Source organism: Actinacidiphila sp. DG2A-62, assembly GCF_035825295.1.
GTDB lineage: Bacteria > Actinomycetota > Actinomycetes > Streptomycetales > Streptomycetaceae > Actinacidiphila.
The window spans coordinates 5,246,338-5,261,189 of record NZ_JAYMGI010000002.1 but is presented as its reverse complement, the minus strand read 5'-3'; the positions used below and the strand labels follow the sequence as shown (position 1 = coordinate 5,261,189).

The window sequence follows — 14,852 nt, the reverse complement described above, 5'->3', positions numbered from 1 at the left end:
AGACCCCTAGGGGTTCGGCCCCGGGGAGCCGCCCCCGGGGGCGGTCCGGCGGGGTCAGCCGGCCCGGTGACGGGGTCAGCCGGCCCGGTGGACGACCGTCTCGCACATCCCGGCCAGCGCGTACTTCGCCGGGCCGTCCGGCAGCGGGGCGAGGGCGGCGCGGGCCTCGTCGGCGAAGCGGACGGTGTCCCGCCGGGCCGCCTCCAGCGCCGGGTGGGCGCGCAGCAGTTCCAGCGCCTCGGCGTGCAGCGCGTCGTCGGTGAGGTCGCCGTCGAGCAGTTCGTTGAGCCTGCGGTCGGCCGCGGTGTCGCCGCCGCGGCCCTCGGCGTGCCATTTGCGCACGTGCAGCACCGGCAGCGTCGGGATGCCCTCGCGCAGGTCGGTGCCGGGGGTCTTGCCGGACTCGTGGCTGTCGCTGGCGATGTCCAGCACGTCGTCGGCCAGTTGGAAGGCCATGCCGATCCGCTCGCCGTACTGGGTGAGCACGTTCACCACCGACTCGTCGGCGCCGGCCATCATCGCGCCGAAGCGCCCGGAGACCGCGAACAGCGCGCTGGTCTTGCCGGAGATGACCTCCAGATAGTGGTCGAGCGGGTCGCGGCCGGCCTGCGGGCCGACGGTCTCCATGATCTGGCCGGTGACCAGCCGCTCGAACGCCTCGGCCTGGATGCGGACCGCCTCGGGGCCGAGGTCGGCCAGCAGGTGGGACGCGCGGGAGAAGAGGAAGTCGCCGGTCAGCACGGCCACCGAATTGCCCCAGCGGCTGTTGGCGCTGGGCACGCCGCGGCGCACGTCCGCCTCGTCCATCACGTCGTCGTGGTAGAGCGTGGCCAGGTGGGTCAGCTCGATGACCACGGCGGCGGGCACCACGCCGGGAGCGTGCGGATCGCCGAACTGGGCGCCGAGCATCACCAGCATCGGCCGGAAGCGCTTGCCCCCGCCTGCAGCAGGTGCCGGGCCGCGTCGGTGATGAATGGCACGTCGCTCTTGGTGGCCTCCAGCAGGCCTTCCTCCACGGCCGCGAGTCCGGCCTGGATGTCGGCCTCGAGGGCCTCGTCCCACACGCTCGACCCGAAGGGCCCGACGACGGTCACGAGGGGTACTCCTGTCGCTGATCTGGCTTATGGCGGAATCCGTGCTCGGTCCGTGCTCCGGCGCAGCGGGTACTGCCCCTACCGGCAGCGTAGCCGGTCGGCAGTGGATCACCGCCGGGGCATGGCCCAGCCCGTGGCAGCCGTGCCGAGCCGAGCGCGGCCACCGCCCGTATCACCCTGATTACGGCGATTGAGGAGGTTTGCCTCACTCAAAAGGGTGACAAATCCGGACGCGAGGATCTCGATCCGGCCGCCGGACGTCCACAGGGAATGAAGGGCCGATTTCGAATACTTGACCGAGGAGCGGTTCATCATTACGTAAGACGCTCCCGCAGCGGGGCCGCTTACACTCGCGGCAGCACCACCCAAAGGTGACATGTCCTCGCTTCGGGAGCAGAAAACCCTGTGCCCGACCCATGAGAGAGGAGGTGGACCATGACAGCGCATCCGGTAGGCCGCGACGACCTCGACGACCTCACGGAGGAGGACGCCGAAGCCCATGTGCACGGCGTCTGCTTCAAGACGGGTCCGCCCGAGCGGACCGGCGTGGAGCTGGAGTGGCTGGTCCAGGAGCGCTCCGACCCCCGTGCACTGATATCGGTCGACCGGCTGGACGCGGCCCTCGCGCCGGTCGAGGCCCCGGGAGCACTTCCCAGGGGCAGCAGGCTCACCCGTGAGCCGGGCGGACAGGTGGAGCTGAGTTCCCCGCCCGCCCGCGGCCTCGGCGCATGCGTCGAGGCGATGGCCGCGGACCTCGCCGCCGCGCGGCAGGCCCTGGACGAGGCGGGACTCGTCCTGGTCGGCAAGGGCCTGGACCCGCTCAGGGAACCGCCCCGGGTGCTCGACCACCCCCGTTACCGGGCGATGGAGAGCTTCTTCGACCGCGAGGGCCCCTGGGGCCGCACGATGATGCGGCGCACCGCCTCCCTGCAGATCAACCTCGACAGCGGCGAGGAGGGCGACGGAGCCGGCGGCTACCGCGCCCGCTGGGAACTGGCCCACCGGATCGGCCCGGTCCTGGTCGCCGCGTTCGCCAACTCCCCCTTCCGCAGCGGCCGTCCCACCGGGTGGCTGTCCACCCGGCAGGCGACCTGGGCGCGGATGGACCCCGGCCGCACCCGCCATCCCCGCCACCACGCCGAGCCCCGCGCGGCCTGGACGCGGTACGCCCTGGACGCGCGGGTGCTGTGCATACGGGACACCGACGCGGACGCCGGCGGCACCGGCCCGGGAGGCGGCGGGGACTGGTCGGCGCCGCCGGGGCTGACCTTCCGCGGCTGGCTGCGCGGCGCCCACCCAGGGCTCCGCCGGCCGACGACGGCCGACCTCGACTACCACCTGAGCACGCTCTTCCCGCCGGTGCGCCCCCGCGGGTGGCTGGAGCTGCGGATGATCGACGCGCAGGACGGCGACGGCTGGATCGTGCCGACCGTGCTGGCCGCGACCCTGCTCGACGATCCGCTGGCCGCCGACGCCGCCCGCGCGGCCACCGAGCCGCTGTGCGCGGGAGCGCCCCTGCCGGCCGAGGAGGTCTGGGCGCGCGCCAGCCGGGACGGCCTGGCCGACCCGGAGCTGGGGCGGGCCGCCCGCGCCTGCTTCGCCGCGGCCGAGAGCGCGCTCGCCCGCGCCCACGCGCCCGCGCCGCTGCGCGCGGCCCTGTCGGCCTTCGCCGAGCGCTATCCGGACCGGGGCCGATGTCCCGCCCACGACCAGTTGGACGCGCTCAGCCGCGCCTGACCCCTGGAAGGCATCTCGTGACCAACCCACGTACGAGCCGGAACACTGCCCGAGACACCGCAACTCCAGCCCCCTTCGCCCCATCGACCCCTTCCACCCCTTCCGCCTCTTCCACCCCTTCCGCCTCTTCTGACCCGGGGACCCTGTCTCCCGGCGCCGCGGCCGACGGCGGCCCCGGAAACGACCCGGTCGGCGCGGCCCGCGCCGCGCTGGAGCGCGCCCGGCGCCGCACCCTCGCGCTCACCGACGCGGTCACCGAGGAGGACCTCGTCGCCCAGCACTCCCCGCTGATGTCCCCCCTGGTGTGGGACCTGGCCCACATCGGCAACCAGGAGGAGCTGTGGCTGGTCCGGGAGGCGGGCGGGCGCCCCGGGCTGCGCCCGGACCTCGACCACCTCTATGACGCGTTCCAGCACCCGCGCGCCGACCGCCCCGCGCTGCCGCTGCTCGGCCCCGAGGAGGCGCGGGCGTACGTGGCGGCGGTGCGCGAGCAGACGCACGAGGTGCTGGACGAAGCACTGCGCACGCTGAGCGGGCCGCGCGACGCCGGGACCGAGCCGGGAGCCGGGACCGAGCCGGGTGCCGGGACCGAGCCCGAGCCGGGTGCTGGGACCGAGCCCGCTGCCGACGCCGGGGACAGCACCGGCGCCGGCCCGTTCGCACCGCCCCTGGCGTCCGCGTTCGGCGCGGACCTGGCCCCGCGCCACGACCGGCTGCTCGCCGGCGGCTTCGTCTTCGGCATGCTCGCCCAGCACGAGCAGCAGCACGACGAGACCATGCTCGCCACCCACCAGTTGCGGCAGGGCCCGCCGGTGCTGGAGGCCCCGGAGCCGCCGCCCGCCCCCGCGGACGCCGCCGATCTGCCGCGCGAAGTCCTCGTGCCCGGCGGCCCCTTCACCATGGGCACCGACAGCGAGGCCTGGGCGCTGGACAACGAACGCCCGGCGCACACCGTGGACGTCGCCGCGTTCTGGCTGGACACCGTGCCGGTGACCAACGCCGCCTACCAGGAGTTCATCGAGGCGGGCGGCTACCGCGACCCGGCGTGGTGGACGCCCGAGGGGTGGCGGCACGTCCAGGAGGCCGGCCTGCAGGCCCCGCTGTTCTGGTTGCGCGACGGCGAGGGCGGCGGCGGGTCCGGCGCCGGCGGCGGCTGGGTGCGCCGCCGCTTCGGACACATCGAACCGGTGCCGCCGGACGAGCCGGTGCTGCACGTGTGTTGGTACGAGGCGGACGCGTACGCCCGCTGGGCCGGCCGCCGGCTGCCGACCGAGGCCGAGTGGGAGAAGGCCGCCCGCCACGACCCCGCGACCGGCCGCACCCGCCGCTACCCGTGGGGCGACGCCGACCCCGGCCCCGAGCACGCCAACCTCGGCCAGCGCCACCTGCGCCCGGCGCCGGCCGGCAGCTACCCGCGGGGCGCGGCCCCCAGCGGCGCCCGCCAGCTGATCGGCGACGTGTGGGAGTGGACGTCCTCGGACTTCGCGCCCTACCCGGGGTTCGAGGCGTTCCCCTACAAGGAGTACTCGGAGGTGTTCTTCGGGCCGGAGTACAAGGTGCTGCGCGGCGGCGCGTTCGGCGTCGACCCGGTGGTGTGCCGGGGCACCTTCCGCAACTGGGACTACCCGATACGCCGGCAGATCTTCTCCGGTTTCCGCACCGCGCGCGACGCCGCACCGGGTGACACGGCGGACGGCGCACCGGGCGGCACAGCGAACGGAGCGGCGGACGGCGCGGCGAGCGGCGCCGCCTCCGCGGCCGCGCGGGAGGGGGCCTGATGTGCCGTCACCTGGCCTACCTCGGCCCGCCGGTGACGCTGGCCCGGCTGCTGACCGAGCCGCCGCGCGGGCTGTACGAGCAGTCCTGGCAGCCGCGCAGGCAGCGGTACGGGACGGTCAACGCGGACGGGTTCGGCTTCGGCTGGTACCCGTTGGAGGCGCCGGACGAGCAGCCGCCCGGGGCCCGTACGGCGGCGGACGGCGGGGGCGAGGCCGACGGCGACCCCGGGTTCGCGGTGCCTGCCCGCTACCGCCGCGCGCTGCCGATCTGGGCCGACGCCAACGCCGCTGAGCTGGCCCGCAGCGTGCGCAGCGGCGCGGTCCTCGCGGCGGTCCGCTCGGCCACCGCGGGCACCACGCAGGACGAGTCGGCGGCGGCGCCGTTCCGCGACGGCCGCTGGCTGTTCAGCCACAACGGCGCGGTGGCCGACTGGACCCGGCTGCCGACGCCGCTGACGTCGGCGGAGCTGCTCGGCCTGGAGTCCCGCAGCGACTCCGCGCTGCTGTGGGCGATGACCGCGCGGCGGCTGCGGCAGGGCGAGTCGCCGGGCGGCGCGCTGGCCGCGGTGGTCCGCGAGGTCGCCGCGGCACGCCCGGCCGCGCGCCTGAACCTGCTGCTCACCGACGGCCGCACGATAGCGGCCACCGCGTGGGGGGACACCCTCTGGTACCGCGTCGCGGACGAGGGCACGGGCAGGGCCTCCGTCGTCGTGGCGTCCGAGCCCGACGACGCGCCCGGGGACTGGTGCGAGGTCCCCGACCGCTCGCTGCTGCTCGCCACCACGGCGGGGGTCCGGATCATCCCGCTGCGCACCCCGCGCGGCGCCGACGGCAAGGACAGCACCCTCATGGACGACAGCCGCCAGACCACCTCGACCCCGGCAGAGGACCGTTTCAGCCTCGACGACCGGCTGCCCGCGGACTACTTCAGCACCACGCTGCACGCCGACGTGCGGCGCGGGCTGGGCGGCAGGCCGCGCACGCTGCCGCCCAAGTGGTTCTACGACAAGCGCGGCAGCGACCTGTTCGAGCAGATCACCCGGCTGCCGGAGTACTACCCGACGCGCGCCGAGCAGGAGATCCTGGAGCGCCGCGCCCCGGAGATCGCCCAGCTCACCCGGGCCGCCACGCTGATCGAGCTGGGCTCCGGCTCCTCCCGCAAGACCCGGCTGCTGCTCGACGCGCTGACCGCCGGCGGCACCCTGCGCCGGTACGCCCCGCTGGACGTCAGCGCGGCGGCGCTGGAGGAGGCGGGCCGGGCGATCTGCCGCGACTACCCGGACCTGCGGGTGACCGCCACGGTCGCCGACTTCGAGGGCGGCCTCGCGCTGTCCGACGAACCGGGCCCGCGGCTGCTCGCCTTCCTCGGCAGCACCATCGGCAACTTCGACCAGAGCCAGCGCGCGGCCTTCTACCGCATGCTGGCACTGGAGTTGACCAGCGACGACGTCCTGCTGCTCGGCGCGGACCTGGTCAAGGAGCCGGAAGTGCTGGTGCGCGCGTACGACGACGCGGCCGGCGTGACCGCGGAGTTCGACAAGAACGTGCTGCACGTGCTCAACCGCGAACTGGGCGCGGACTTCGACCCCGACGCGTACGACCACGTCGCGGTCTGGAACACCGAGCAGGAGCGGATCGAGATGCACCTGCGGGCGCGCCGCGCACAGACCGTCAAGATCCCCGACCTCGACCTGTCGGTCGACTTCGCCGAGGGCGAGGACCTGCGCACCGAACTGTCCTGCAAGTTCCGCCGCGAGTCGCTCACCGCGGAGCTGAAGGCCGGCGGCTTCACCGTCCGCCACTGGTGGACCGACACGGCCCGCCGCTTCGCGCTGCTGCTCGTGGTGCCCATCTAGCCCGTCCCGTCGCCGCCGTCCCTCCGGTCACGCTCCTTCCGGAGGGGCGGCGGCATGCCCGCACCACCATGGCGCGCGGGCCGCGGAGCAGTCGTTCCGTTCGGCTGAGCGCCCGGGCGCGCCGGGGCTAAGCTGAGCGCCCCTGTCAGCCGGGCGGAGTGCGGTATGGGGTTGTTCGGGGACCGCAGGGTCCTCCTGGAGAAGCTGGGGGCCGCCGACCGGCAGGCCCTGGTGGGACTCGGCGTCCGGCGCTCGTACGAGGCCGGCGCGACGCTGATCGCCGAGGGCGACACGAGCACCTTCGTCGTGGTCGTCCTGTCCGGCTGGTGCGCGGTGCAGCGCTCCACCGACCGCGGCCCGCTGATCCTCGCGCTCCGCCAGGGCGGCGAACTCGTCGGCGAGATGGCCGCGTTGGACGGGCGCCCGCGCAGCGCCTCGGTCACCGCGCTCGGTCCCGTGACCTCCGCGGTGGTGCCGGGCGAGCGGTTCCGGCACTTCCTCGCCGCCCGGCCGTACGCCACCGGGCTGGTGATGTCGCAGCTGATCGAGCGGCTGCGCAGCGCCGACGACGAGCGCCGCGCGCTGGCCTCGGCGACGGTCCTGCAGCGGCTCGCCGCCCGCCTGGTGGAACTGGCCGACCGCACCGGGCGGCGCGAGGGCGGCGGCTCGGTGGCGATCCGGCTGCCGCTGTCGCAGAGCGACCTGGCCGCCGCGGTCGGAGCTACGCGCGAGGCCGTCGCCAAGGCGCTGCGGCTGCTGCGCGAGGAGGGCCTGGTCGCCACCGCGCCCAAGTCCATCACCATCGCCGACCTGGAGCCGCTGCGGCTGCTGGGCGGCGGGCCGGACGGCGCGAAGGGCGGCTGAGCAGCCGGGCGGCGCCGGCGACTTGGACGGCTGGGCGGCCGGGCGTCTGGGCGTCTGGGCGTCTGGGGCGACTCGACCGGTGGCGTGGGCCCGGCGGTCGAGCGCCGGCGCGGGCTCCGGGAGCGGTGGCCGCGGGCTCCCCCGGGGGGCCGCGCCGGAGCACAGATAGGTCCCGATGCGCGGAAGTTCGCGGAAAGTCGCACGAATCTCCTGACGGTCCGTCAGACTTGGTCTCCCGTCGGACCCGTTCCGCCGGTCGGACCGTGCTGCCCGGGGCGGCGCGGGCCGGTCGCGCCGGGGCGTCCGGGCACGCCGCCACCGCCGACTGCCGCTGTGTAAACGGCTACAGCGCGACGCCGCGGCCCGGAGGACAGTCGCACGTACCGGCCCCGTACGGGAAGCGGGCGGCGGCGCCGCGCACGGCGGGCGCGAAGCACGGCGAGAGGCAGCGAGGCGGCGGGATGCACGGCGAGGCGCACGGCGCGGGCGGGGCGGAGCGGCCGGGGGAACGGTCACCGGGACAGTCACCGGAACGGCCGGGGGAACGACCGGGGGAACGACCCCGGGAGCGGTCGGCTGGGCAAGAGGCGGGACACGGGAGCCAGGGGGACGACGGGGGTCGCGGGGACAAGGGGGTGGAACGCCCGGCGGAGCAGGGGGCCGTCGGGGGTCCGGAGCCGGGTGGGGGCCCGGCTCCGGACGCGTCGGGGGACGTCGTCGGCCGTACGCCGGGGCACACGGCGGGGCAGGCGCCGGGCCGGCGCCGGGGACTGTGCCCCGGCACGCCTCCGGCGACGCGGCCCCGGGTACGACCGACGACGCGCCCTCGCGCACCGCGGCCGACGGCGGGCGGCACACCGCGGACCTCGTGCCGGGGCGCGCGGCCGGCCGCCGGCCGGACCTGGGCGCGCGCGGGGCGGGGCGGCGCGCGGCGGTCTTCGACGCGGCCCTGGGATGGGGCCGCGAGGCCGTGCCGGACCCGCGGTCCGGCGCGGGGATCGAGGTGGCGTGCGGGCCCGGCGCGGGGATCGAGGCGGCCTACGGGCCCGGCGCGGGGCCGGGGTTCGGGCCAGGCGCGGAGGCAGCGCTCCGACCCCCGGCGGAGGCGGCGTACGGGCCCGGCGCGGGGCCGGGCTTCGGGCCGGGCGCGGCGGAGGCGGGGTTCGGACCCGCCACGGGGCTCGGCGCCGAGCAGGACGCGGACTACGGGATCGTGATCAGCCTGGACGCGCAGGGGTCCAGCGGACTGCCCGACCCCGACCGCCCGGCGCTGCGCGAGCGGATCTACCGGGTCGCCGAACTCGCCTTCGAGCAGGCGAGGATCGCCGGGGCGCGGCTGGTCCAGGAGGACCGCGGCGACGGCATCATCGCGGTGGTACGCCCGCGCGTCGCGGCCCGCGTGGCCGGCGAGTGGACGGAGTACCTCCATCAGAACCTGCGGGCGGTCAACCGGGAGTTGCGGCGGCCGCTGCGGCTGCGCGCCGGGCTCGCGGTCGGCCCGTTCCGCACCGACGCGCACGGTTTCTCCGGCGGCGCGGTCGACCTGGCCTGCCGGATCGGCAACTGTGCCGAGGCGAAAGCGGTGTTGGACGCGGCGCCCGGAGCGCCGCTGCTGGTCGCCGTGAGCGACCGGCTCTACCAGGACGTCATCCGGCACGGCGGTCGGTGGATCGAGTCCGGCCACTACCGCCCCTTCGACGTCTCGCTCCAAGAGGGCCCGCAGCGGCCCTGGTTCATGGTGGCGGGACGCACGGCGCCGCCGCTCCCCGAGGGAGGGGGATCCGCGGCATCGGGGGACGACGCGGATTCCGCGCCGCACGGCGCGGGGGAGCGGTGGCCCGTGCACGGCACGGACCCGGCGGACGCGCACCGGACGCCGCGGCCGGGGCCGGGGCGCGCACCCGGCCCGCACGGACCGGCCGACCGTACGGGCCGCGATCACGGCGAAGGCCGCGCGGACCGTACGGACCGCCCCGGTTTCCACTTCGGCCCGGTCACCCATCACGGCTCCGGCCAGGTCCTCCAGGGCCAGTTCGGCGACCTCACCTTCGACAACCGGCAGGGCGGCGGCGCGTCCGACCAGCCGTCGCAGGGGCGTTCGCGGGACGGCGGCGCCTCGGGGCGCGGCGCGCACGACGACCCGTGGCGCGACCCGCACGACCCGCGGCGCGACCCGCACGACGACCCCCAGGACCGTGCCCAGGACCGTGCCCAGGACCGTGCCCAGGACCGCCCGCAGGACCGCCCGCAGGACCGTCCCCGGGGCGGCGCCTCGTGAGCGGTGAGGGCGCGGCAGGCGCGGGGCCCGCGGCGCCGGCGGGCGGCGCGGGCGGTCCCGCGGGCGGGCGGGGTCCCGGCGCACCGGCCGGCGGGGCGCGGGCAGCGCCAACCCCGCGGGCGGCGCGCATGGGCGCCCCGACCAGGGTCAGCAGCCGGCCGAACCCCAGGCCGCCGAGGGCCTGTTCGGCGGCTCCGGCGGGCGAACCCGGCGCGAAGGACGGCCGGACGGACGCGGGCGGCGGCGCGGCCCGCATCGCCCGCGAGTCGCGCGCCGCGTTCTCGCTGCACGACGCGAGCACGTACATCGGCGGCGAGATCGGCTCGGTCAACTTCCAGTTCGGCGACAGCAGTCCGTTCGGCCGGCAGCAGCGGCTGCTGGCCGGGCCGCTGCCGGAGGACGAACTGCGCAGGCTGCGCGACCGGTTCGCGGAGCCGCCGGGATACGCCGCGCTCAAGGCCCAGTTGGCGGCCGACCGGTTGCTGGTGCTGTCGGGGCAGCCGGGCACCGGGCGGATGTTCACCGCGCTGTCGCTGCTGGACGACATGGCCCGCGGCGCGGTCTCGCGGCTCGACCCGCACACCGACCTGGCCGCCCTCGACGGCGACGGCGCGGTGGCCGAGCGGCACGGCTACGCACTGGAGCCGGCCGCCGCCGGACTGCCCGACGAACTCCATCTGGACCGGCTGTCGCGGACCCTGGCCGGGCGCGACTCGTACGCGGTGCTGCTCACCGTGCCCGACCCGGGCCGGGCCGGGGTCGCGGGGCGGCCCGGCGAAGCGGCGCCGGGCCCGAGCCGTTACCACCGGCTGCACGAGCCGGCCGCCGCGGACGCGGTCCTGGCCTCCCATCTGGCGGCCGAACTCGGTGAGCGGGCCGAGGCGTTGGGGGCCACCGCGCTGGAGCTGGCCGGCCGGCCGTCGGTGCGCGCGGCGCTCGGCCTGGACCGCCTGCTGCCGGCGGAGGCCGCGCGGTTCGCCGTGCTGGTCGCGAACTGCGCGACCGGCGTGCTCACCGAGGACCGGCTCGTCGCGGAGTGCCGCGGCTTCCCGGCCGCCCAGATCCACCAGTGGTTCGGCGGCGGCGCGGCCGAGACGCTGCCCGTGCTGCGCGACGCGGCGTACCGCATCGCGATGGCCGTCTTCGGCCGCGGCTCGTTCAACACCGTCGCGGAGGCGGCGGAGTTGCTCGCGTGGGAGCTGGCGGTGACCGCCGAGCCGGAGCGGGTGATCGGCCGGCCGCTGCTCGGCGACGGGCTGGAGGCCCGGCTCGCCTCGACCCGCGCGGTCACCGAGGTGCGGCCGCAACCGCTGGTCAGCGGCGAGGACATCCCGGTGCGCACGGTCAGGTTCGGCGGCGAGGGCCTGGCGCCCGCGCTGCTGGCGTACGTGTGGGAGCACCACCACAACATGCGCGGCCCGGTGCTGCGTTGGCTGGACTCGCTGTGCCAGGACCCGCGCCCCGACGTGTGGACCAGGGCCGCGGTCGCCTCCGGCGAGCTGTGCCGGCACGACTGCGTGTACACCCTCAGCGAGCTGCTCACGCCGATGGCCGAGGCCGAACAGGCCAGGCGCGGGCTGTTCGTGGCGACCGCGCTGGAGTCGGTGCTCGGCGACCCCCAAGTGGGCGCCGCGCTGCGGGCGGTGGTCACGTCGTGGGACGAGAGCGCCGACGCCGACCTGCGCTGGACGGCGGCCGCGGTGCTCGCCCGCGGCACGGCCACGACGACCGTGTCCGAGGCGCTGGGCCGGCTCGGCCGGATCGGCACCTGGGAGGAGGGCAGGCTGCGCGCGGTCGCCGCGGAGAGCGTGGTGCACCTGGCCGGTTTCAGCTCCTCGCGCGAGCCGCTGGCCCGCATCCGCGGCTGGCTGGGCGACAACCGGCGCGAGCACCAGGACCTGGGCCTGGTCGCGACGTTGACGCTGTGCGACTTCCTCACCGACGACGTGTGGAACCCGGCACCCGAACTGGACGGCCTCGGCTCCTGGCCGCTGGCGCTCGCCCTGTGCGCGGCGCATCCCGAACGGGCCCGGGAGATCGCCGGGTTACTGTGGACCGCGCTGAACACCAGCCGCTCGTACGAGCCGGCGCTCGAAGCGCTCACCGGCTGGCTGCGCGGCTGCCGCGGCAAGCCGTGGGAGGAGCAGGTCACGTCCTTCCTCCCGCTGCTGGTGTTCGGCCCCGACGACCGGCAGCGGCTGCTGTCGCTGCTGAAGGAACTGTCCGACGACCCCGACGCCCCGCTGGGGCAGGAGCAGACCCACCGCCTGCGGCAGGCGATAGAGAGAGCAGGGACACGATGAGCAACAACGGGTGGCAGCGGCAGGGGGGCTGGCAGCAGCCGCAGGCAGCGGCGGGGCCCTGGGCGAAGGCCCCGCAGGACGTGGAGCTCCCCCACCAGCTCCAGGGGCCGTTCCTGAAGGAGTTCGTGCCGCAGGGCGGTTACAAGCACCACGGCGCGCAGATCGCGTCGGTGGTCTTCTACCGCAACGGCGGCTACAGCGTGATCACCGTGCGCGGCGCGCAGCACCACGGCAAGCCGGTGTTCGGCAAGCCGACGTCGGTGTGCCACATCGCGCGCGGCCGGCACCAGGCGTCGTTCGAGATGCAGTTGCCGACGCTCGGCGACCAGGCGGACTTCACCTGCGCGGTGGACGTCAACTGGGAGGTCGCCGACTTCCATCTGGTCGCCGAGAAGCGGGTGGTGGACGTGGAGAAGATGCTGCGTCCGCCGCTGCTGGCGCGGCTGCGGTCGATCACCCGCCGGCACGGCCTGGACGGCGCGCAGGCCGCGGACGAGGCGATCCAGGCGGTGCTGTCGGGCGGCAACTGGTCGCCCTTCGGCACGGACATCGGCCTGATCACCCAGGTCTTCGTCCGCATCGACCTCGGCCGCGCCGCGTCCGACCACAACCAGCGGATGCTCCAGGTGCAGCACACCGCGACGGTCCAGTCGGCCGCGGACCGCGCCAACGCCGCGCGGCTGCAGGCGAATCTGGCGGACGCGCGGCGGCTGATCGAGGCGGGTGAGGCGGAGCAGTACGCGGTGCTGCTGGCGCAGGACCCGTCGCGCGCCGCGGAGGTCTTCGGCGCGCTCCAGGCGGAGGCGAAGGAGCAGCGGCAGGGCGCGCTGGAGTATCTGAGCCGGCTGATCGACAAGGGCGTCGTGCAGCGGCACCAGGTCGAGGGGCAGGTGCAGATGCTCATCGACTTCGCGCGGACGGTGAGCAAGGGCGTGTTCGACAACGGGCTGCCGCAGCCGGCGGTCGGGCTAATCCCGCCGCCGTCTCCGGCCGACGCGCCACCGCTCCCGCCCCAGCCTCCAGCCGTGCCGGCGGCTCCGACGGACACGGCGACTCCGACGCCGCCCCCGGAGCCGGAACGGGACACGGACGGACCGGCGCAGCGGGGGGACGCGGCAGAGGCGTAAACCCGCCCTGAGCCGCGGGTCCGTGCTGCGAGGTCCGGGCTGCGCCGCTCCGGACGGGTGACCTGCGCGCCACGCGGGAACCGGCCGGTGTGACCGGAAGTTGCTCCTTGTGAGAACGGCACGAGGGGCGGGGACATCATGAAGGCGACGGGCGGTGCGGTCGGTACGGCGGGCGCGGGGGACGTGAACGCGTTCGACGCGTTCGAGCGGCGCGCGTGGAAGGGGCGCGCGGAGGCGTACGCCGGGAGTTTCGCGGAGCTGTGCCGGTACGCGGTGCCGTACCTGCTGGACGCGGCGGACGTACGGGCGGGCGCGGGTTCGGACGTGCGGGCCGAGGGGACCGCCGGGATACGCGTGCTGGACGTGGGAACCGGCCCCGGCACGGTCGCCGCGGCGGCGGTGGCGCGGGGCGCGCGGGTGACGGCCGTGGACGCCGAGCCGTCCATGGTCGCGCGGGCCGCGCGGTCGGTGCCGGAGGCCGAGGTACGGCATGCGCTGCTGCCCGATCTGCCGTTCCCGGACGGTGCGTTCGACGCGGTGGTCGCCAACTTCGTGCTCAACCACGTGGGCCGCCCGGCCGCCGCGCTGGCGGAGCTGCGCCGGGTGACCGCGCCGGGCGGCCGGATAGCGCTCACCGTGTGGTCCGCGCCGCACGCGCCCGGCCAGGCGCTGCTGGGCCGCGCGGTCCAGGCCGCCGGGGTCGAGCGCCCGGCGTCGGTGCCGGAGGTGGACGCCGAGGAGGACTTCCCGCGCACCGAGGCGGGGTTGGCGGCGCTGTTCGCCGCGGCGGGGCTGCCGGGCGCGCGGACGCGGTCGCTGGCCTGGGACCACGTCGTGGACGCGGACGTGTGGTGGTCGGGCCCGGCCGCGGGAATCGCTTCGGTCGGCCAGACCGTCGTGGCCCAGCCCCCGGAGGTGATCGCCGAGATACACGCGCACTACGAGGCGCTGGCCGCGGAGTTCCGCCGCCCCGACGGCCTGCTCGCACTCCCCCACCGCGCGCTGCTCGCCTCGGCCGAGGTCCGCTAGCCGGTCGGCCCGGCGGGGTCGGTCGACCGGTCGGCCCCGCCGGGGTCGGCGAACCGGGCAGCCGCTGCGGGGGTCGGCGTAAAGGGCAGCCGCGGACGAGGATCGCCGGCCGCCGGTCGCGGGGCGTGGGCAACGGGTCGCCGGCCGCCGACCCCGGGTCGGGGGTTGTCACGTAGGGGTCGGGACGTGGAAGCGTCCGGGGCATATGCTCGCGCTCATGAGGAGAGCCAGGTCCGTCGCCCTCGCCGGCGCGGTCGTCGTGGTGGGGGCCGCGGCGACGACGGTCGTCGTCCTCCTCGGCGGCGGCGACGCGGGCCGCCCGCGCGCCGACACCGACCGGATACAGCGCGACGTCTCCGGTCGCCTCCCGGCCGGCTGGAGCAGCCATGTGACCGCCGACCGCGACACCGTGGACGTCTGGTTGATGCACCGCGGCGACATCACCTCCACCATCGCGTCGATGCGCCGCAACGCGATCGTCGACGCGGACAGTCCCGCGATGCTCCGGCTGCTGCCCGAGGACGCCTCCGCCGCAGCCGGCGAGGACTACCTGATCCACATCGCGGACACCGAGGACGACGGCGACCTCCTCCGCGCCCGGGTCAGCAGCAGCCACCCGGGGCCGCGGCCGGTGCTGCAGTTCATGAGCAAGGCGTTCATCCAGGCACAGCTCGAGCTGGCCCCGAAGCCCACGCCGTTCGTCGTCGACTGACCGGCCCGGCCGGGGGCGTCCCGGCCCGGCCGCCGGCGCGACCCGACGCCGCCGCCCACCGCCGCCGCATCGCG

At 76.2% G+C, this 14,852-nt stretch carries 8 protein-coding genes and 3 pseudogenes; 10 read left to right on the top strand and 1 reads right to left on the bottom strand.

The features are described from left to right. Positions 1 to 75: 75 nt before the first annotated feature. A pseudogene (locus VSR01_RS23590) lies at positions 76 to 1,094 on the bottom strand (polyprenyl synthetase family protein). Between the two features lie 435 nt (positions 1,095 to 1,529). Here VSR01_RS23590 and egtA point away from each other — a divergent pair. From egtA to VSR01_RS23540, 10 genes and pseudogenes are all read left to right on the top strand, one after another. Beyond that, positions 1,530 to 2,831, top strand: a complete 1,302-nt coding sequence (gene egtA / locus VSR01_RS23585) for an ergothioneine biosynthesis glutamate--cysteine ligase EgtA (RefSeq protein ID WP_326451148.1) — start codon at positions 1,530 to 1,532, stop codon at positions 2,829 to 2,831. Positions 2,832 to 3,040: 209 nt separating this feature from the next. After that, positions 3,041 to 4,516: pseudogene (gene egtB / locus VSR01_RS23580) on the top strand (ergothioneine biosynthesis protein EgtB); the annotation flags it as partial. A 92-nt stretch (positions 4,517 to 4,608) separates the two neighbouring features. Beyond that, positions 4,609 to 5,358, top strand: a pseudogene (locus VSR01_RS23575) (class II glutamine amidotransferase); the annotation flags it as partial. 99 nt (positions 5,359 to 5,457) lie between these two features. Continuing rightward, positions 5,458 to 6,465: an L-histidine N(alpha)-methyltransferase gene (gene egtD / locus VSR01_RS23570; RefSeq protein WP_326453778.1), complete on the top strand. Its 1,008-nt coding sequence runs from the start codon at positions 5,458 to 5,460 to the stop codon at positions 6,463 to 6,465. A gap of 165 nt (positions 6,466 to 6,630) precedes the next feature. Then, the gene (locus tag VSR01_RS23565; RefSeq protein WP_326451147.1) at positions 6,631 to 7,329 is read left to right on the top strand and encodes a Crp/Fnr family transcriptional regulator; all 699 of its coding nucleotides are present in this window, start codon (positions 6,631 to 6,633) and stop codon (positions 7,327 to 7,329) included. A gap of 772 nt (positions 7,330 to 8,101) precedes the next feature. Beyond that, positions 8,102 to 9,607, top strand: a complete 1,506-nt coding sequence (locus VSR01_RS23560) for a hypothetical protein (RefSeq protein ID WP_326451146.1) — start codon at positions 8,102 to 8,104, stop codon at positions 9,605 to 9,607. A 128-nt stretch (positions 9,608 to 9,735) separates the two neighbouring features. Further along, entirely contained in the window at positions 9,736 to 11,910 is a 2,175-nt protein-coding gene (locus VSR01_RS23555) for a hypothetical protein (RefSeq protein WP_326451145.1), read from the top strand. Continuing rightward, positions 11,907 to 13,037: a hypothetical protein gene (locus tag VSR01_RS23550; protein WP_326451144.1), complete on the top strand. Its 1,131-nt coding sequence runs from the start codon at positions 11,907 to 11,909 to the stop codon at positions 13,035 to 13,037. The genes VSR01_RS23555 and VSR01_RS23550 overlap by 4 nt, the downstream gene beginning before the upstream one ends. Before the next feature lie 138 nt (positions 13,038 to 13,175). Continuing rightward, positions 13,176 to 14,066 carry a class I SAM-dependent methyltransferase gene (locus VSR01_RS23545; protein WP_326451143.1) on the top strand — a complete coding sequence of 297 codons (891 nt, stop codon included), beginning with the start codon at positions 13,176 to 13,178 and terminating at the stop codon, positions 14,064 to 14,066. 217 nt (positions 14,067 to 14,283) lie between these two features. Next, entirely contained in the window at positions 14,284 to 14,778 is a 495-nt protein-coding gene (locus VSR01_RS23540) for a hypothetical protein (protein WP_326451142.1), read from the top strand. Positions 14,779 to 14,852 lie beyond the last annotated feature (74 nt).